This window comes from Mesorhizobium sp. LSJC280B00, assembly GCF_000502835.1.
Lineage (GTDB): Bacteria > Pseudomonadota > Alphaproteobacteria > Rhizobiales > Rhizobiaceae > Mesorhizobium.
Genome location: NZ_AYVL01000022.1, coordinates 1 through 17,657, shown reverse-complemented (window position 1 = coordinate 17,657; position 17,657 = coordinate 1). Strand labels below are relative to the sequence as shown.

Here is a 17,657-nt window from a genome sequence, read left to right as displayed (position 1 = left end):
TTATCTGGTTTTCATTGGATCAGCTTTGCCACCTTCGGCGACCGTGACGTTGCCGACCTTTCCTGAGCCGGTCAGCGTGCCGCCCTCCTTGACCATGACTTCGCCGGAGACCTCTCCGTCAACGACAAGCAGTCCCGAGACGGAAACGTCACCGGTCAAAGAGCCGGTCACGTGCAACTCCGCTCCCGCCGCCACTTCCGTCATGCCCGAATATTTGTTCTTGCCGCTCAGCGTCAGCTTGCCACCGGCGACCACGAGGCCGCCGCTGTCGCCGGCGTCATCATAGTTCGCGATGGTTCCATCAAATTGCCCGTCGGCTTCTGTCAGGATCAGTCTGCCCGCACCCAGATAGACCTCGCCTTTACCGCTAAGGGTGCGAATGGCCGTACCGTTCATGGAGTGCGCCACTCCCCAGGGCTTCAGGTAGTTTCCTTTCTGATCAATGTTGAGCACACCGTCGACCATGACGCGCGAGGAATGCTCGATGCTGCCCGGCCCGGCCAGAGTAAGATACCCATCGGCCGCGATATGGGTTGTGCCGGTGTAGGTATTGGCCCCGGTCATACGCACGTCCGCATCCTTCTCGATCGTGAAGTCGCCGGCGCCGGAGATGATGCCGGCCAGTCCGAGCCATCCTTTGCTTCCAGCATCGCTGGTCGCGCGATTCAGCTGCACTTGATCCTCGGCAGCCGCGTCTGTGGTAAAGTTAGCAGCGCTGACAAAATAGGGTGAATATGCGGTCGTCTTGTTCTCCAGATCATACATTACGGAATTTGACTGGAAGAAGGGTAGCCCGACAACAACTCCATTGCCCCCCTCCTCATCGCTTTGTCGATCCATAACGACATCGCTGTATTCCTTGTTGTTGAAACTATCTTCAAATCCCAAAATCTTAAAATCGACTACCGTATAATCATATTCATCAAGCTTAAATCCTTTCGAGCGAAGCTTATTAAAAAAGCCTTCTGTGGTGATACCGAGAAAGGTCGACGATCCAGTATCCAATAAAACAGGTCCACTGAAATCAACCGACTGCTTCTTTCCCTTATAGTCAAAAGAAATTGTATAATGGTAAGACCCTTCGTAGTGATTGGATGCGTTCGCGCCTGATCGCGGGAATCGTCTCTGGCGGAATTCATAATCCAGTTCGCCCCAGGGCATCAGGGCCGTAAACTGGGATCTCAGACTGGGGGACAAATTCAGCGTCAGGCAGGGAGCGCAGCCCCGTGTCGTCTTCTTTCCAAGATTTGCATTGGCCGAGACCACATAGCCGCTTTGTGTCTGACTGGCGGGAGCGGCGGCCTCGTCCCCTCATCGAGAAAATCGCCGGCTCCAAAGACACCGTAAAACGTCGTCGAACCACCGGGTTCGCCATTCTGCATGCTCTTGCGCGCATTAAGATCCGCATAGACCGGCGTATCGCCGCGGTGGCCAACGGGCTTTTGCGTCAATTTCATATCCTTGAGATAGCCGAAACCCTTGGTGAAGACGTAATCCACCACCCGACCGGCGCCATAGCCACCGTCGAAGGTTACGACAGGCTGCGAGGGATCATCCGGATCGTAATAGGACAGGCTGTCGAACCGGACCTGCTGTACCCAATCTCCATAGGTGCCGTCTCCATAGGCGTACATTTCGGGCTTGCTGCCGTGCACCGGCTCTACGCCAGGGACACTCGAATCGATCTCGGCGTTGAACTCATCCGACCCCGTGTCGAATTCGAACAGACGAGGCTTGGCACCATTGATGCCCAACGCAATCCCGAGATTGTGATAAACGACGTCAGCGCTTCCGTGGCCCCTAACATGTTGCAATGGAATAGTTATCGGGTCGGCAGCCTGGGCAAGGCCGGCCTGGCCGTTCTCATCGGCCACGGCAGGTACGGCATGTGATGTGTTCGCTGCCGGAACGGGGCAACTCGCATCGCCTTCCCTGCATTTCAGGTAACCCTCGAAATCTTTGACACGGGATTGCGTCAGGCTGTCCATGCACTCCGCGATGAGCATTGGCATCACGCTTCCTCCAGCCGCTCCCGCGGTCTGGAAACTGCACTCGGCGTCGCGAAATTTGACCCAATCCCGCTGTGCTTGAACGAGAAGCGTCCTGGTATCCGCGTCGTCGTTCAGGCGGGTTTCGATCTGCTGGTAAAGCTCGTTGAGCTTCTTGTCGGATTTCTTGGACGCGGCATCGGCGCACTCGTTCGGGCCGGCCTGATCCTTGGCGGCGTCGTTGCACTTGTCCTGGGCAAATGCGAAAGCCGGCATGGCCAGAACGATGGCAGCGGTCAGCATCGCGGTTTTCATCGATTGTCCTCGGTCTAGAACTGCCGGCATGGTCGCCGCTAGTTGGCATCGTCATCGTCCGATCCGTCAGCGTCGTTACTGTCATCCGACGCATCGTCATTACTGTCGGTGCTGTTTTCGTCTTCACCATCTGCCGACGGGTCGTCATCGTCATTCTGATCGCTGGAATCGTCCTGATCGTCGGAATCATTGTTGTCAGTGCTGTCATCCGACGCATCGTCATCCGTGCTATCGTCGTCGGTGTCGGTGCTGTTCTTGTCATCATCACCGTCCGTTGAGTTTTCATCGTCGTTCTGATCGCTCGAATCGTCCTGATCGGAACTGTTGTCGTCGGTACTGTCGGCCGGGCTATTGTCGTCAGTATCGGTGCTGGTATCGTCGTCGTCAGCATCGGGAGAAGACACATTTGCGTCCGGATTGGCGTCGCCAGGCTGCGAGTCGTCCTCGCGATAGCTCGTATCATTGAGGCCCGTCTCCATCTCGTCGTCATACTCATCGACGATCTGCGTCCACTCCTCTCGATTGTCGACGCTCGTCCATTGCGAAATATTGTCGACCGAGATGTTGGTGTTGAAGTTGTTGACGGTGATGTTGGTGTTGACCTCGACGACATCTGCGACTTCTGTCCCGCGGTTCACGCCAAACAGGAAACTGGTGGCACTCACGGCAAGGGCGGCCCAAACGAGTCTGTCGACATCAACCGGCGTCGAAATCGGTTGATGCCGCACTGTGGCAAGCACGTCACCCGGTCGGATACCTTGCCGCGCGGCAATGCCATGGGGTGCAACAGCCAGGACATACACCCCGCGAAGTTTTGGCGGGATCTGGTAGCGGTGCCGAGAGGCGTGATTGATCGGTATCAGAACCGCATCAAGAGCCCGGGAGACGTAGGGTTTCGGCAGATCATACTTGCTGGCATGCGCAATATTGATCGTTTGCGGGACGGTTACGCTTACGACGGCCGTCATTTTCACTGACGTTGCCAATGCACGGGCGAACTGCACGATCAGTCTGGATTTTCGAAGACTTTGCATTTTGCACATCCTGCAGCTGATGATTGGAGTCGATCTCAGAGCCCCGGCGCCCCGGAGCGCTCACCAATCATTCTCCCCCTGCACCAACGGTCAGCGGCAATTTCCAGCGATCATCACCGTCGTTCCGTAACTTCCTCGGCAAAACACTTTGCCAGGTCTTGCGGCGCTCCGAGCTTCTTCGCCCAGGATACCAGTTCAGGTTTTTCCGACGGCTCGGCATAGCCGCCCCACACGTCGCGAAACTGCTTCTTTCCGTCGACTGTCTGGAAGAACATCACGCCGTCGTCGCTCACCGGCGTGGAGACGTAGGCGGCGCTCCAGCTGCCGCTCTCCATGATCGAGAAGAACTTTGCCTGAGCGGGCTTGAACTTATTGGTCATCGCCGAGACGACGAGAGGGGCATATTCCTGCTTGCGCGCCTTCGTCACTTCGACCTTTATACCGTCACAGGCGTTATTCGCAGCGAAAGCGGACGTCAGCGCCATTCCCAACCCCGCAAGGCCGACCATGACGATTTTGACACGTCGACGGATGAGACCGTTCAATTCAGACATGAGTGGCTATCCTCTTCGTTGTTCGCTGCAGGGGCCATTAATCGGAATCGTCGTCGTCTGATGAATTGTCATCGTCCGGTGTATCGACCTCGCAGCCGATGCCGCGGCAGCCTTGGTAGTTGCCTTGCGTATCGAAGTTCGGATTGCCTTCTTTGTCGTACTGCGGTCTGTCGTCGATGCTTTGATCCCCGTCATCAGGATCGTCGACTTTACATCCGAGCCCATGGCAGCCGATGTAACGGCCCCTGGTATCGAAGTTGGGATTGCCGTTCCTCTCGAACTGCGGCCGGTCGTCTATCTTCCGGCTCCCTTTATGGGACCGATCAACCAGGCAGCCCTTTCCGCGACAACCATCGTAGTCGTCGGTGGTACAACCGACGATCGCCATCAAAGCAGTGGCCAAGGCCGCACAGATTACGAGTTTCCATGATTCATTCCTCCGACTGGCTGGCGGCGGACATCGTCCATATCGGAAGGCCATTGCAGGCGGCGATCCTCGCTTTTGCCGCGAAGGCTGGCGCCAATCGGAGGAGGGCAAAGCTTCGCCGGCCATCAAACGAGAGCCAGGCTGTGGTCGATGCATTCGACGACTTAGCCGACGGTTGCCGTAATCTCTTACGTGGGAGGGAACGCTCCCAGCGGGGGCCGCCGCATTAGCGAGTGTCAATATTCCTCTCCATGCTTAGTGCCCCGTCCGCCCAAGCATGTTTCAACGATCCGCTGACGCGGCTGTGCTTCCAAGAAATGCATCCGAGTCAGCCTATGACAAGGACAAATCCCAATATCGCAGGATTGAATTTTGCAAATGCTTAATAATTCGGAATCAGCACGGGCTATCTTAGCAGATACTGAAATGTGACCGGTAGCAAGATTCCGGAATGCTTCCTTAGTTTTGTTCTCATTAAGCCGAGTTAGTACAAGTAATATTCTATGTTGTTGTGAATTTTGCGCCAGCTCTACAAAAACGGCGCGACGATACCACATCTTATACGATCGCCCTAATCGCGATCTATTGTGGTATTTTTTCGAACCCAGCCAACCATTGCGAGGGCCGAAAGAAACGCGCCCCTTTGCCCGACTTTTCAACGCTGCGGCGTGCCAAATAGGGGCGCAGCGGGGGCGCCGCGGCCGCGTTGTGAGCATCTTCCCAGTCGGATTGTCATCGGGTAGCGTGCAGGGGCGGCACGTGAAGGCGCTCTCTTTGGCGAATGCACTGCTGCAGCTTCAGCAGTTGCCCGTCAGAAGATGGGTCCGGTGCTTGCCGCGACAGATTGTTCCCGTCCCGGTTCATTTCAGCACCGAAGCGAGGGGAAGAGATGCACAACCGATTTCGGCAGTGCCTGCGGAAAGTGTCGCTGGCGGCATTGACGATGCTGGCGCTAAACATCCCGGTCCACGCGGCTGATCTCGTCATTGCAATGCCGAACTGGCCGTCGGGCCAGGCGACGGCAAACATCCTCAAGGTCAGCCTGAAAGAAAATTTCGGGCTCGATGCCGATGTGCGCGAGATGGGGACGCTGATTGCCTTTGCCGGTCTCAATTCGGGTGAGGTGGATATTCATCCCGAAATCTGGCTGCCCAATCTGGACAATCTGGTGAAGAAGTATGTGGACGGGGCCGGCACGGTGGCCATCAGCCCCATTGGAGTGCCGGCCTGGCAAGGCATTTGCGCGACGCGTGAGGCAGCCGACAAATTTGGAATTCACGACGTTTCCGACCTCAGCGATACGAAGAAAACCGCCGCGTTGGATACTGACGGCGACGGACGTGGCGAACTCTGGATCGGCGCTGAGGGTTGGTCCTCGACCGCTATCGAGCGCGTCCGCGCCAACAGCTATGGTTATGCCAAGACAATGACCTTGCTGGAGACGCCCGAGGATGCCGGAATGGCGGCTGTCGATGCCGCGGTCGCCACGGATCATCCAATGGTGTTTGCCTGCTACGCGCCGCACTATGTATTTGAGCTGCACGACATTGTCCGGCTTACCGAGCCGCCCTTTGATCCGGCAAAGTGGAAGATCGTACTGCCGTCAGAGGACCCGCTCTGGGTCTCGAAGTCCAGCGCGCCGGTATCATGGGATACCGCACATTTCCATATCGCCTACGCCACCTCGCTGCGCAAAAAATATCCGAAGGTGGTGGCGTTCCTGGAACGGTTCGAGCTGAAGCCCGAGGAAATCACCAAGATGAGTTATGCGCTCCAGGTAGAGCGTCAGGATCCTTACGAATACGCCAAACAATGGGTTGCCGCACAAGGCGCACGGGTGCACGGGTGGGCAAATCCATGAGCGGAAATCCTATGTTCGCGGAACGCGGCACCGTCCGGCGGCGCTCCCTCACGGCAATCGTCGCCGCGGCGTTCGGTCTTGTCGCGGTGGCGGCGCTGGCTGCGGGAACACAGGTTTTCGACCCGAAAAGCCACAAATGGGTGGACTACGATCGCACCAAGGCGCGCAAATACTACGCCGCGCATAATGAGGTGCCCGAGGCATTTCGTCCGCAGATGGTCAAATTCCGCACCGCGGAAGTGCCAGGCACGATCATCATCGATGGCAATCAGCACTTTCTCTATCTTGTGCAGCCGGGTCAGCGGGCCATGCGCTACGGCATCGGCGTGGGCCGGGAAGGGTTTGGATGGGCCGGCATCGTGCGCGTCGGCCGCATGGCGGAGTGGCCGACCTGGACACCTCCGGCCGAAATGGTCGCTCGCGATCCGAAGGCGGTGAAATACGCTGGAGGCATGGAGGGAGGGCCCGACAACCCGCTCGGCGCAAGGGCGCTCTATCTCTATGAGCGCGACCAGGACACGATCTACCGGATCCACGGTACCCCGGAGCCTTGGACGATCGGGCTCGACGTGTCATCGGGGTGCATCCGTATGAGGAACGACGACATCGTCGATCTCGCATCCCGCGTCAAGGTTGGGGCCAAGGTCATCGTTCTCATGCAGGGGGCCGCCCTCTACAAAGGTGTATGAAGCGGCATTCGGAGAGGGACAAGCAATGTCGGGAAAAAATGCAGTGAGAACTTCGATCCGGGGGACAGCAATCGGATTCCTGGCTGGAGCCGTTAGCGCTTGTGTCAGCACGCCACCGCCGCCGCCTCAGGACCAGATGTCCAGGACCAAGGTCGAGACGGCCCCGGCGGACCTTCAACTGCTTTGCGCCAATGCGGTCGCCAAGGCGAGCGGTGTCGACAGCACGAAGATACTTCCGGTTTCATCGAGCAAGCTCGATTCCAAGACCTATCAGGTCGAACTCGATGCCAGTGGCAAGAAGACAAGCTGCCTCGTGGATACCGACGGCAACGTCAAATCGGTTGAGCCCGTCTGATCCGCTCTGGTTGACGAATTCGCAACCAACCTGACGATGCGCCCTGGCTGCAGACATGACGATGTTTGGGGCGGCCAGCCGCGATGAGCGGTTTGGAGAGCCTGGCAAACCGCGCGCCTGCCTCACCCCAGCCCGATCCGCTTGGCGCCTTGCCGGAACAGCGCCTCGGCGTCCGGCTCGAAGCGGAACGTGCCGATGAAATCGTCGGCGCAGTAGTTCGGCAGCATCTTGCGCAGCGCAGCGGCGAAACTTCGTGCCTCGTCCAGCCGCCCCGCCAGCGCAAGGCAATGCGCGGCAATCGCGAGGATGATGGCGTGGGCGTTGGGACGCGCGGCTGCTTTCAGCGCCCATTCGGCGGCTTCGTCGAACTGGCCGAGCCGGACATGCGACATCGCCCTGGCGCCCAGCATACCGAACAGCAGCGGATCGAAGGGGCTCAGATGCCTGGAATGGTCGGATGAGCCGATCGCAGCCTGCGGGTCGCCGGACTGCGAATGGACGAAAGATAGCGCATAGTGGCCGAGCGCGAAATTCGGGCTGAGGTCTACGGCGCGTTCCAGCTCGATGAGGGAGCCGTCCTGCTCGCCGCGCAGCCACAGCGCCCGCCCCATGGCCCAGTGAGCGGCCGGATTGTGATCGTCGACGAGCAGGCTCTGGCCGGCTGCCTCGAAGGCCAGGGCGCTTTCGTGGTCGCGGTCGCCCCAGCGCTGGAAGGCATTTTGCCAATGGGTGAAGGAGAGGCCGGCATAGGCGCGGGCGAACGTCGGATCGAGCTTCAAGGCTATGTCGAAGAAATGCCGGGCCTGCTCGTTTTCCGCGCGGGTGAAGCGATACATGTGCCAGAGACCGCGGTGGTAGGCTTCCCAGGCGTTGAGCGAATTGGGCGCCTTCAACATGGCGCGGTTGCGCTCGACCGTCTCGATCTCGGCCGAGATCGACGAGACGATGCTGTTGCCGATGTCGTCGAGCACGGCAAAGATGTCGTTCGGCTTGCGCTCGAACGTCTCGGCCCAGACGATCCTGGCCGTGCGCACTTCGACCAGCTCGACCGCGACGGTGACGCGGCCGGCCTGGCTGCGTACCGTGCCGGTGGCGACATAATCGACATTGAGCCGACGGCCGGCATCCTCCGGCCCAATGTTTTTTTCGGCGAGCGCAAACACCGAACCGCGCGCGATGACGAAGAAATCCCTGAGCTTGGCCAGGCGGGTGATGATATCGTGGGTCAGGCCATCGGCGATGCCTCCGCGTGGGCCGCCGTCAGCCGTCTCTTCGGCAAACGGCATCACCGCAAGCGAAGCCTTCTGCGATGCAGCAGTGTCGGAATTGGGAAGCACAATTGACGCGTGAGGGGCCGCGGGTACGAGTGACGGTCGCGCCCAGAGCGTAGCGGCAGGTCGTTCGTTGCGGATCGTGCGCCATGCCTCACGAACGGGTCCGAAATCCAGATCCTCCGAAGCAAACAGCTGCGCTGCGGAAGCGAGATGTTCCTCGCAGGCGTCAAACTGGCCGCGCTGCGCCAGCCCTTTCAGAAGAGCCACATGCGCGCGCCCGTCGAACGGAGCGAGTTCCAGCCATTTGTCCAGATGCGAAGACAATCTGTCGGCATCCACCGGAAGCTTGTTGACGAGATGTTCCAGGATTGCGGCGTGCCAAGAGCCGAAGCGGCGGCGCTGGGCGATCAGCCAGCTGTTGAAATGCGGGCTGCGGTCGATCTCCAGCCCATCGAGAAAGTCGCCGGCGAACATTCCGGAAAGAGCCTGCAGCCGCTCTAGACCGAGCGTCTCAACGCCCTTGGCGGCGGCCGAGGCTATGTCGACAGCGTCGACGGAAGCACCTCTCAGATCAAGCGCGATCGTGTCGCCTGGTGTCTCGACCCTGCGATGATGCGGTTCATCGAGGATGCCTCTAAGCTTGCTCAGGCACCAGCGAAGCTCGCCGCGCGGGTCGTTCGGCACATCCCACAAAAGCTCGCAGAGGCGGCTGCGGCCGACCGGATGCGGCGCCAGCGCCAGATAGGCGAGCAGCGCACACAGCTTGCGCGATTTTGGGAGCTGGATGATGATGCCGTTGCGTGCGATCGTCAGCGGTCCGAGCAGACGCACGGAAAAGCCGGCCACCTCGCCGTGGAGGCTCGATCGGGCGGATTCCACGAGCGTTTCCACGCCTGCTCCCACGCTGGCCAGTCGGCCTTTGTTTTATCACCAAACGCGACACGGTGCATCCGGCAACGAATTCCCGCTCCGGATGCTGGCATTGCCGGAGGCAAATGTAGCGCGGCAAGGTCTCGAAACCTCGCCGCCCAAGCCACCGGTCTGTAACCGGCCCGTGACGACAAGAGACAACGACAAGGCGAGGAGATCGACATGTTGCATCAACAGAAAATCAGAACCACCGCCGGGCGCGGCCGTCTGTTCGACAGCATTCTCGACACGGTCGGCGATACGCCGGTGATCCGCATCAATAATCTCGGACCGGACCATGCCACGATCTATGTGAAGGCCGAGTTCTTCAATCCCGCCGCCTCGGTGAAGGACCGGCTGGCGCTCAACATCATCGAGGAAGGCGAGCTCAGCGGCGCTCTAAAGCCTGGCCAGACCGTGGTCGAGGCGACCAGCGGCAACACCGGCATCGGCCTTGCCATGGTCTGCGCCCAGAAGGGCTATCCGCTGGTGGTGACGATGGCCGACAGTTTTTCCATCGAACGCCGCAAGCTGATGCGCATGCTGGGCGCCAAGGTGGTGCTGACGCCGCGCGCCCAGAAGGGTTTCGGCATGTACAAGAAGGCGGTGGAGCTCGCCGAAGCCAATGGCTGGTTCCTGGCCCGCCAGTTCGAAACCAAGGCCAACGCCGCCATTCACGAAGCGACGACGGCGCGCGAGATCATCAACGATTTCGCCGGCTCGCGGCTCGACTGCTTCGTCACCGGCTACGGCACGGGCGGCACCGTCGCCGGCGTCGGACGCGTGCTGCGCCGCGAGCGGCCGGAGACCCGGATCGTGCTCGCCGAACCGGCCAATGCGCAGCTTATCGGCAGCGGCAAGCCGCAGCAGCGCGGCACCGGCGGCGCGCCTGCCGCCAGCCATCCGGCGTTCGAGCCGCATCCGATCCAGGGCTGGACGCCCGACTTCATTCCGGACGTGCTGCAGGAGGCGATAGACGCAAGCCTCTATGACGAGGTGGTGCCGATTGCCGGGCCCGAGGGCATGAAATGGGCCAAGGCGCTGGCGCAGAAGGAAGGGATTTTCACCGGCATCTCCGGCGGAGCGACCTTCGCGGTGGCGCGGCAGATCGCGGAAAAGGCGGCGCCCGGCTCGGTGATCCTGTGCATGCTGCCCGATACTGGCGAACGCTACATGACGACACCGCTGTTCGACGGCATCGAGGCGGAGATGGACGCCGAGGAGACTGCGCTTTCGCAGTCGACGCCCGGCTGCCAGTTTCCGGCGTGACGGCGGCATATCGGGAGCGACCTGCATGGACACGCCGTCTGGATTGCCCGCCACGACCGCCGAGGAAACGCTTGACCCCTCGGACTGGGGAGATGTGCAGGTCCTGTCGCATCGGGTCGTCGACGATGCCGTCGCCTACCTGCGCGATGTCAGAGAGCGGCCGGTGTGGCAGGAGATGCCTGGAGATGTGAGGGAGTTCTTCACCGCGTCCCTGCCGCAATCGCCAACGCCGCTGGCCGATGTCTATGGCGACGTTGTCAAGAAGCTGATGGCCTATCCAATGGGCAATATCCATCCGCGCTTCTGGGCCTGGTACATGGGGTCGAGCAATTTCACCGGGGCGCTCGGTGATTTCCTGGCGGCGATCCAGGGCTCCAACCTCGGCGGCGGCAACCACGCCGCCGCCTTGATGGACGGCCAGGTCGTCGATTGGCTGAAGCAGATGCTGGGCTTTCCGCAATCGGCCAGCGGCACGCTGGTCAGCGGCGGCTCGATGGCCAACATCATCGGGCTGACCGTGGCGCGCAACGCCAAGGCCGGCATCGACATACGCGAGCACGGCGTTGCCGGCATCGACAAGCCGCTGCGTTTCTACGGCTCCGACCAGCTTCACTCCTGTCACCGCAAGGCGATGGAAGTGCTCGGCCTCGGCAACCGGGCGCTGCGTCGCATCCCGAGCGATGCCGGGCTGCGGATCGACATCGCTGCGTTGCGGGCGGCGATCGCCGAGGACCGCGACGCCGGCTTCAAGCCGGCCTGCGTAATCGGTACGGCCGGCACGGTGAACACCGGCGCAATCGACGATCTGCAAGCGCTGGCTGACCTGGCGGCAAAAGAGGATCTGTGGTTTCACGTCGATGGCTGCATCGGCGCCTTGCTTGCGATTGCGCCAGACAATTCGCATCGCGTTGCCGGCATCGAGCACGCCCACTCGATCGCGCTCGATCCGCATAAATGGCTGCACGCGCCATTCGAGGTCGGCTGCGCGCTGATCCGGGATGCCTCCGTGCATCGCGGCACGTTCGCGGTGACGCCGGAATATCTGGAATCGACGCCGCGCGGCTTGGCCTCCGGCCAATGGCTGCACGATTACGGCCTGCAGACGACGCGCGGCTTTCGCGCTCTGAAGGTGTGGATGGCGTTGCGAGAGCACGGCATCGAAAAGTTCGGCCGGCTGATCGACCAGAACATCGCGCAAGGGCATTATCTCGGCGCGCTGATCGCGGCCGAACCGGCACTCGAACTGGTAGCGCCGGTGAGCATCAACATCGTCTGCTTTCGCTACCGCGCGGACGGACTGGGCGGGGAGCGCCTGAAAGCGCTCAATACCGAGATCATGCTGAGGCTGCAGGAAGAAGGCATCGCCGCCATTTCCGACACGACGGTGCATGGCCAGCATAGCCTCAGGGTGGCGATCAACAACCACCGCACCCGGCGCGACGATCTGGACCTGCTGGTGCGGGAGACCGTGCGGCTTGGACTGGAGATTTCAAGGCCTGGCGTGGCTCTTCCTTCTCGCCTTGTGGGAGAAGGTGGACGCGAAGCGGCCGGATGAGGGGTGTTCCAGCTTGATACTGACGGCACTCCGTCCGCACCCCTCAACCGTCTTGGCGCTGCGCGCCAATCCACCTTCTCCCACAAGGGGAGAAGGTGGAAGGAGCGGCGCTGGCCCCGACAATTGGTCGTCTGCAAGGCTACGCCTCGAGCCAAACCTTCTCGAAATGCTGCTCGAGCGACTGGTGCTGCTCGCAGCCATGCACGCCCTTGCGGTAGGTGCGGTAGACCGAGCGCCAGTAGGGCTGGATGATGACGCCGGAATCGCGCAGATTCTGTTCGATCTTGGCCATGAGCTCCTTGCGGGCGCCGGGATCGGGCATCGCCAGCGCCTTGTCGAGCAGACTGTCGAATTCCGGATCGGCGTAGGCGCTCTCGTTCCACGCGGCGCCAGACTTATAAGCGAGCGCCAGCACCTGGACGCCGAGCGGCCGGCCGAGCCATTCCGTGCAGGAGAAAGGATATTTGCTCCAGTCGTTCCAGAAGGTCGCGGCCGGCAGCACGGTGCGCTTGATCTTCAGCCCGGCCTCGCGCATCTGCGCGGCGATGGCGTCGCCGGTGCTCTTCTGCCAGTCGACGTCGACCGAGATGAGTTCGTATTCGTGGTCGGCCTTGCTGGCCTCGGCGAGCAGGGCCTTGGCTTGATCAATGTTGCGGACGGCCGGGCCGATATCGGCATATTCGGGATGCATCGGCCCGACATGATGGTTCTCGGCAGGCTTGCCGCGGTTGTCCATGCCGATCTTCAGCACGGCGGCATTGTCGACGGCAAGTTGGGCGGCGCGCCGCACCTTGATGTCGTCATAGGGCGGGTTGCCGACGTTGAAACGCGCCACGATGGTCGAACCGGTGGCGATCTCGGAATTGCTCAGGCCCATGGACTCGGTCTGCGCAACCGTATCGGAGGCGGTTTCGTGGTCGGTGTCGATCTCGCCCGATTCGAAGGCCGACAGCATGGCGTTGGGGTCGGAGCCGTAGTCGACCCATTTGATGCCGTCGAGGTAGAACTCGCCCTTCCACCATGGCTTGTCCTTGCGGCGGACTTCGGCGCCGACCTCGGCGTCCCATGCCACGAGTTCGCAAGGCCCGGTGGTGATCGCCAATGCCTTCAGCGGATCGCCGTCGCCTTCATAGCTGCGGTGCATGATCAGCGCCGGATAGTCGGCCATGCCGGCGATCAGCGAAATGTCGGGCTTGGGCAAATTGAGCCGGACGGTGAAATCGTCGACGCGCTCGATGCCGCCGTCGACGGCCTTCTTGGTATCGGCGTTGACCAGTGCGCCCATGCGCGCGGCCACCGAATTGCCGGCGACGGACGCATCGCACCAGCGCGTCAGATTGTGGATCACGTCGTCGGCGTTGAAGGTGTCGCCGTTCGACCAGGTGATGCCCTTGCGGACATGCAGCGTCAGCACGCGGGCGTCGTCGCTGGTTTCCCAGCTCTCGAGCAGCCATGGCTCGAAGGTGAAGTCGCGCTTCCAGCGCACCAAATATTCGTTGCACTGGCGGGCGACGTTGGACATCTCGACGCCGTCGAAGGTGCGCGGATCCTTCCAGCCCTTGACGTTCATGGCGACGCGCAAGATGCCGCCGCGCTTCGGCTCCTCGGCCCTGGCCGGTGACGGCGCAAGCCCGCCGAGCGCCAGCGCGCCGGTAGCGCTGACGCCGAGCGCAGCCATGGTGGCGAGATATTCGCGCCGGTTCATCTGGCCTTTCTTGAAGCCATCGGCGACGGGCTCGGCCTGCGGATGCAGTTTTCGATCGGTCAGCATGAACTTCATTGTCGTCATTCCCCTGTTGTTGGGCACCTCTGCCGATCGCCAAACGCGGGGGACGGATGCGATCGCCGGAGCGCCATTGCCTCGGGGATGATAGGGCGAGCTCCCGTGGGGGAGTGTTCGGACTTCCGCAGTTCTTGTGCGCTGTTCCGCAAACGGAAGGTCCCCCTCACCCGGATTGCCAACCGAATTGCGAAGGGCAATTCGGGGCAATCCGACCTCTCCCCCGGGGGGAGACGAGGTCGCCAGCGTTGATGCCAGCCTCTTCTCCCCAGCGGGGAGAAGGTGGACGCGAAGCGGCCGGATGAGGGGGCCTTCGCAACCTCAGTAAGGCCAGTCGCCTTTGCCGAGCGCGGCGATGGCCGCAATGATGCGCCCGAAGGCTTCGCCGGCTCGCGGCACGGTCTTGCGGGCGCGTAGAAAGCTATGCACGAGGCGCGGCTCCTCATGCCACCAGGCGCGACCGGCGGCGGCGAGGATGCGGTCGCGATAGGCCTCGCCTTCCGAGGACAGCGGGTCGCATTGCGCGGTGACGATGACCGTCGGCGGCAGCCCGGAGAAGTCGGTGTCGCTGAGCGGCGAAAAGGTCGGGTCGTCCTGCGACTGTCCCTTCGCCGACCGGATCTGGCGATAGAACTCGATGTCGCGCAACGTCAGCAGCGGCGCTTCGGCGTGCTCGACACAGGACCCGGCGCTCTCTTTGCCAACTGGTTCCGGGCCGCCGAGCTCGGGATAGATCAGCACCTGGCCGATCGCATGGCGAGGATGGCGGCGTGTCGCCTGTGCCACCGCAGCGGCCAGATTGCCGCCGGCGCTTTCGCCGCAGAGCACTATCGGCAGGCCGGCCGTCGCCGTCGCCCATTCGAATACGGCCAGCGCATCGTCGAAGGCGGCCGGATGCAGATGCTCGGGCGCCAGCCGGTAATCGGCGGACAGCACGGCAAAGCCGGTGCCGGCGCATATCTCGGCGCAGATGTCGTCATGGCTGTCGAGCCCGCCAAGGACGAAGCCGCCGCCGTGATAATAGACAACCATCGCTTGCGGCGCCGTGCCCGCCATCTGGTAACGCCGGACCGAGATCGCACGGTCGCCGGCAGGAACCGCGCTGTCGCTGGCCTTGACGCCGGGTGGATAGGGCTCGCGAAACGCCCGGCACGTGGCATCATAGACCGCCCGCTGCCTGTCGATCGGCATGTAGACGATTTCGGGCGGATACCACTCGTTGACCCGATCGATATAGGCCCACAGCTCCGGATCGAGCAGCGTTTGGTATTTTCCGCGCCCTCTCGTTCCGGGTCGCTCGGCCTCGGTGATCATCGCTGCGCGATCCCGCTCAGAGCTCGGCGTAGAGCCGGGCAGCATTTTCATAGCTGAAGCGCAGCGGCACCGAGCCCTCGACCTGCCAGGCTTCGACCGTCTCGCCTGCCAGCAGCCGGCAGGCGCCGTCGGTGGTGGTGACGGCACCGCCATAGAGCCGGTTGGCAAGGTTGAGGATGGCCGTCTGGTGCATCGCCGTGCTGCCGCTGCCGCAGGCATCCTTGACCAGCAGCACTCGAAACCCAAGCGCCACCGCATCCTTGACGGTGGCATCGATGCAGGCCTCGGTCCAGACGCCGGCAACGACCAGCCACTCGATGCCGTCGGCCTTCAGCCGCTCGGCGGCAGGCCCCGCGCGGAAGGCGCTGGCATCGGTCTTGACCAGCATCATCTCGCCTGTCGCCGGGCCCACTTCCGCGCAGATCGCAGTCAGCGGATCGTCCTTGTCGGAAAACGCCGACTTGCCGCTGGCCTCGACCGGGTGGAACGGCCGCGCCGTGGCGAGATCGACGATATAGGCCCAGTGGTAAAGGGGCACATTGTTGGCCCGCGCCGCCTCCTGCAGCCGCTGGACGTTGGCGAGGATGTCGCCATAGCCTTCGACCAGATAGCGCTTGTCCCGCCGATGCTCCTCCTGGAGATCGATGAACACCGCCGCCACCTTGCCGCGCTTGATCGAGATCGGGCTTTTCATGCAAAACTGCCTGTCAACACTCAAACATGCCTGTCAAGGAAATCATCCTCATAGGGGAAGCGCGACAGGAGCTCGGTGCCGGTCTCGGTGATCAGGATCTCGTCTTCCAGCTTGACGCCCTCGCGGCCGCCCTTCTCGCCGATATAGCTTTCGACGCTGACCACCATGCCGGGCACGATGTCACCGTCGCGGCCATAGGTCTCGTAGTCCATGGCGTGCGCTATGAACGGCGTTTCGCCATGCATGCCGACGCCGTGCATGACCGAGGTATAACGCTGGTCGACGAAGCGGTCCGGTATCTTCCAGGCCCTTTCGGCAATCGCGCGAAACGCCATGCCCGGCTTGACGACCCCGATATTGTGCTGAACCTGGTCGTGCGCCATGCGGTAGAGCGACTTCTGATAGTCCGTCGGCTTGCCCGGTCCGCAACGGAAGGTGCGCGAAAAGTCCGAATAATAGCCGTAGCAGCCGATCGTATCGGTATCGAGCGCCAAGAGTTCGCCCGGCCTGATCTTGCGGCCGCTCGCCTCGTTGAACCACGGATTGGTGCGCTGGCCCGAGGTCAGCAGCCGGGTCTCGATGAACTCGCCGCCTTGCCGGATCACCTCACCATACATGATGGCGAACAGCTCGTTTTCGGAAACGCCAGGCTTGATCGCCTCGCGCACCGCATAGACCGCAGCCTCGGCACCAGCCATCGACACCTGCAGGCATTTTACTTCCTCGGGCGTCTTGACCGCGCGCACCGCCAAAATCTCGCCCTGGCAATCCCGCACCTCGCAGCCGCGCTTTTCCAGCGCCAGTGCCTGCAGATGGCTGCAGCGGTCAAGGCCGAGCTTCATCGAGCCGCCGCCATGCGCCTTGAGCAATTCGGCGATCTCATCGGCGAACGGGCCGGCGGTCTCGTCGTCGCGGCCTGACACCGATGACCAGACCAGCTTGGACGGACGCGCCTCGTCGATCGTGTCGAGCACCATCGAGACATGGTAGCTCTGCGGATATTCGAACAACACGATCGGCCCTTCGGTGGGGATGAAGAAGTAGCGCGTCGAGTTGCGCAGGAAATAGCCGAACATGTTGCGCGAGCCGGTGGCGTAGCGCTGGTTGTTGGGGTCGAACAAAACGACGCCGCCATAGCCGGCCTCGCGCATCCAGGCGCGCAGCCTGGCCAGCCGGCCCTTGCGCAGCGCGTCGGCGTCGATGAAGGACGGCTCGGTGTCCGACAGCCACATGCCGCCGGCCGGATCCGCCGCCGCCGGATGGCGCATGCGGTCCTTGAAGTCGACATCCTCGGTGCTGTCGGGGTCAAAAACGACGATGCTCATGGGTGCCTCCTGGAAGCGGCGAGGATGGGCTATGCGCCGCGTAGAGGCTGTGCGAGATGCCGCATATGTTGTGCCGGATGCCGCAGCCCCGACGCGCCGGCGATCCTTCGCGCCCCTCTCTGTCCTGCCGGACATCTCCCCCCACGAGGGGGGAGATCGGCAGCTTCGCCGATGGCGCTACTCTCGCGATGTTGGCAATTGGCGAAAGCGGAGGCGACGGCCAATCTCCCCCCTTTGTGGCTAGGGCATATACACATCTCGCAGAGCCCATCCATCGGCACAGGCACGGAAGTAGGCCAGGCCGTTGTAGAAGG

Annotated in this window: 15 protein-coding genes; 5 read left to right on the top strand and 10 right to left on the bottom strand. The window is 61.9% G+C overall.

The genetic code is table 11. The annotated features are described in order from the left end of the window. The 5 genes from X773_RS64875 to X773_RS64865 form a co-directional block, all read right to left on the bottom strand. Complete coding sequence (locus X773_RS64875) at window positions 1-1,161, bottom strand: autotransporter-associated beta strand repeat-containing protein (RefSeq protein ID WP_156937406.1); 1,161 nt, start codon at window positions 1,159-1,161, stop codon at window positions 1-3. Between the two features lie 44 nt (window positions 1,162-1,205). Beyond that, window positions 1,206-2,303: a lysozyme inhibitor LprI family protein gene (locus X773_RS78345; protein ID WP_023678956.1), complete on the bottom strand. Its 1,098-nt coding sequence runs from the start codon at window positions 2,301-2,303 to the stop codon at window positions 1,206-1,208. A gap of 38 nt (window positions 2,304-2,341) precedes the next feature. Continuing rightward, window positions 2,342-3,337, bottom strand: a complete 996-nt coding sequence (locus X773_RS73790) for a PDZ domain-containing protein (RefSeq protein ID WP_156937405.1) — start codon at window positions 3,335-3,337, stop codon at window positions 2,342-2,344. Between the two features lie 113 nt (window positions 3,338-3,450). Next, window positions 3,451-3,891, bottom strand: a complete 441-nt coding sequence (locus X773_RS64870; RefSeq protein WP_031212356.1) for a hypothetical protein — start codon at window positions 3,889-3,891, stop codon at window positions 3,451-3,453. 37 nt (window positions 3,892-3,928) lie between these two features. Continuing rightward, window positions 3,929-4,279 carry a hypothetical protein gene (locus X773_RS64865; RefSeq protein ID WP_023678953.1) on the bottom strand — a complete coding sequence of 117 codons (351 nt, stop codon included), beginning with the start codon at window positions 4,277-4,279 and terminating at the stop codon, window positions 3,929-3,931. A gap of 928 nt (window positions 4,280-5,207) precedes the next feature. Here X773_RS64865 and X773_RS64860 point away from each other — a divergent pair. The 3 genes from X773_RS64860 (at window position 5,208) to X773_RS0138755 (ending at window position 7,223) form a co-directional block, all read left to right on the top strand. Beyond that, entirely contained in the window at window positions 5,208-6,179 is a 972-nt protein-coding gene (locus X773_RS64860) for a glycine betaine ABC transporter substrate-binding protein (RefSeq protein ID WP_023678951.1), read from the top strand. Next, entirely contained in the window at window positions 6,176-6,868 is a 693-nt protein-coding gene (locus X773_RS64855; protein WP_023678950.1) for a L,D-transpeptidase, read from the top strand. The genes X773_RS64860 and X773_RS64855 overlap by 4 nt, the downstream gene beginning before the upstream one ends. A gap of 136 nt (window positions 6,869-7,004) precedes the next feature. Continuing rightward, window positions 7,005-7,223 (top strand): hypothetical protein, encoded by a 219-nt coding sequence (locus tag X773_RS0138755; protein WP_031212349.1) that lies wholly within the window; start codon window positions 7,005-7,007, stop codon window positions 7,221-7,223. A gap of 122 nt (window positions 7,224-7,345) precedes the next feature. Here X773_RS0138755 and X773_RS64850 read toward each other — a convergent pair whose 3' ends face one another. Beyond that, a complete protein-coding gene (locus tag X773_RS64850; RefSeq protein ID WP_245274771.1) occupies window positions 7,346-9,388 on the bottom strand; it encodes a transcriptional regulator in 2,043 nt (680 codons plus the stop codon). Window positions 9,389-9,589: 201 nt separating this feature from the next. Between X773_RS64850 and X773_RS64845 the strand changes: the two genes are divergently transcribed. Beyond that, the gene (locus tag X773_RS64845; RefSeq protein WP_023678947.1) at window positions 9,590-10,675 is read left to right on the top strand and encodes a pyridoxal-phosphate dependent enzyme; all 1,086 of its coding nucleotides are present in this window, start codon (window positions 9,590-9,592) and stop codon (window positions 10,673-10,675) included. Window positions 10,676-10,700: 25 nt separating this feature from the next. Next, window positions 10,701-12,230 carry an aspartate aminotransferase family protein gene (locus X773_RS64840; RefSeq protein WP_023678946.1) on the top strand — a complete coding sequence of 510 codons (1,530 nt, stop codon included), beginning with the start codon at window positions 10,701-10,703 and terminating at the stop codon, window positions 12,228-12,230. Between the two features lie 139 nt (window positions 12,231-12,369). Here X773_RS64840 and X773_RS64835 read toward each other — a convergent pair whose 3' ends face one another. The 4 genes from X773_RS64835 to X773_RS64820 form a co-directional block, all read right to left on the bottom strand. Beyond that, window positions 12,370-14,010 (bottom strand): ABC transporter substrate-binding protein, encoded by a 1,641-nt coding sequence (locus X773_RS64835; RefSeq protein WP_023678945.1) that lies wholly within the window; start codon window positions 14,008-14,010, stop codon window positions 12,370-12,372. Between the two features lie 321 nt (window positions 14,011-14,331). Continuing rightward, window positions 14,332-15,324, bottom strand: coding sequence for an alpha/beta hydrolase (locus X773_RS64830; RefSeq protein ID WP_051406197.1), 993 nt, complete (start codon window positions 15,322-15,324; stop codon window positions 14,332-14,334). A 16-nt stretch (window positions 15,325-15,340) separates the two neighbouring features. After that, window positions 15,341-16,018: an isochorismatase family protein gene (locus tag X773_RS64825; RefSeq protein ID WP_023678943.1), complete on the bottom strand. Its 678-nt coding sequence runs from the start codon at window positions 16,016-16,018 to the stop codon at window positions 15,341-15,343. Between the two features lie 20 nt (window positions 16,019-16,038). Then, window positions 16,039-17,343, bottom strand: a complete 1,305-nt coding sequence (locus X773_RS64820; protein WP_023678942.1) for a Xaa-Pro peptidase family protein — start codon at window positions 17,341-17,343, stop codon at window positions 16,039-16,041. Window positions 17,344-17,657 lie beyond the last annotated feature (314 nt).

What these genes read in the sequence shown, in the direction of transcription:
- X773_RS64835 (WP_023678945.1), bottom strand. Translation starts at nt 14,010, where the DNA reads ATGAAGTTCATGCTGACCGATCGAAAACTGCATCCGCAGGCCGAGCCC.
- X773_RS64870 (WP_031212356.1), bottom strand. Translation starts at nt 3,891, where the DNA reads ATGTCTGAATTGAACGGTCTCATCCGTCGACGTGTCAAAATCGTCATG.
- X773_RS64830 (WP_051406197.1), bottom strand. Translation starts at nt 15,324, where the DNA reads ATGATCACCGAGGCCGAGCGACCCGGAACGAGAGGGCGCGGAAAATAC.
- X773_RS73790 (WP_156937405.1), bottom strand. Translation starts at nt 3,337, where the DNA reads ATGCAAAGTCTTCGAAAATCCAGACTGATCGTGCAGTTCGCCCGTGCA.
- X773_RS64845 (WP_023678947.1), top strand. Translation starts at nt 9,590, where the DNA reads ATGTTGCATCAACAGAAAATCAGAACCACCGCCGGGCGCGGCCGTCTG.
- X773_RS64865 (WP_023678953.1), bottom strand. Translation starts at nt 4,279, where the DNA reads ATGGCGATCGTCGGTTGTACCACCGACGACTACGATGGTTGTCGCGGA.
- X773_RS64875 (WP_156937406.1), bottom strand. Translation starts at nt 1,161, where the DNA reads ATGCCCTGGGGCGAACTGGATTATGAATTCCGCCAGAGACGATTCCCG.
- X773_RS78345 (WP_023678956.1), bottom strand. Translation starts at nt 2,303, where the DNA reads ATGAAAACCGCGATGCTGACCGCTGCCATCGTTCTGGCCATGCCGGCT.
- X773_RS64860 (WP_023678951.1), top strand. Translation starts at nt 5,208, where the DNA reads ATGCACAACCGATTTCGGCAGTGCCTGCGGAAAGTGTCGCTGGCGGCA.
- X773_RS64825 (WP_023678943.1), bottom strand. Translation starts at nt 16,018, where the DNA reads ATGAAAAGCCCGATCTCGATCAAGCGCGGCAAGGTGGCGGCGGTGTTC.
- X773_RS64820 (WP_023678942.1), bottom strand. Translation starts at nt 17,343, where the DNA reads ATGAGCATCGTCGTTTTTGACCCCGACAGCACCGAGGATGTCGACTTC.
- X773_RS64855 (WP_023678950.1), top strand. Translation starts at nt 6,176, where the DNA reads ATGAGCGGAAATCCTATGTTCGCGGAACGCGGCACCGTCCGGCGGCGC.
- X773_RS64840 (WP_023678946.1), top strand. Translation starts at nt 10,701, where the DNA reads ATGGACACGCCGTCTGGATTGCCCGCCACGACCGCCGAGGAAACGCTT.
- X773_RS0138755 (WP_031212349.1), top strand. Translation starts at nt 7,005, where the DNA reads ATGTCCAGGACCAAGGTCGAGACGGCCCCGGCGGACCTTCAACTGCTT.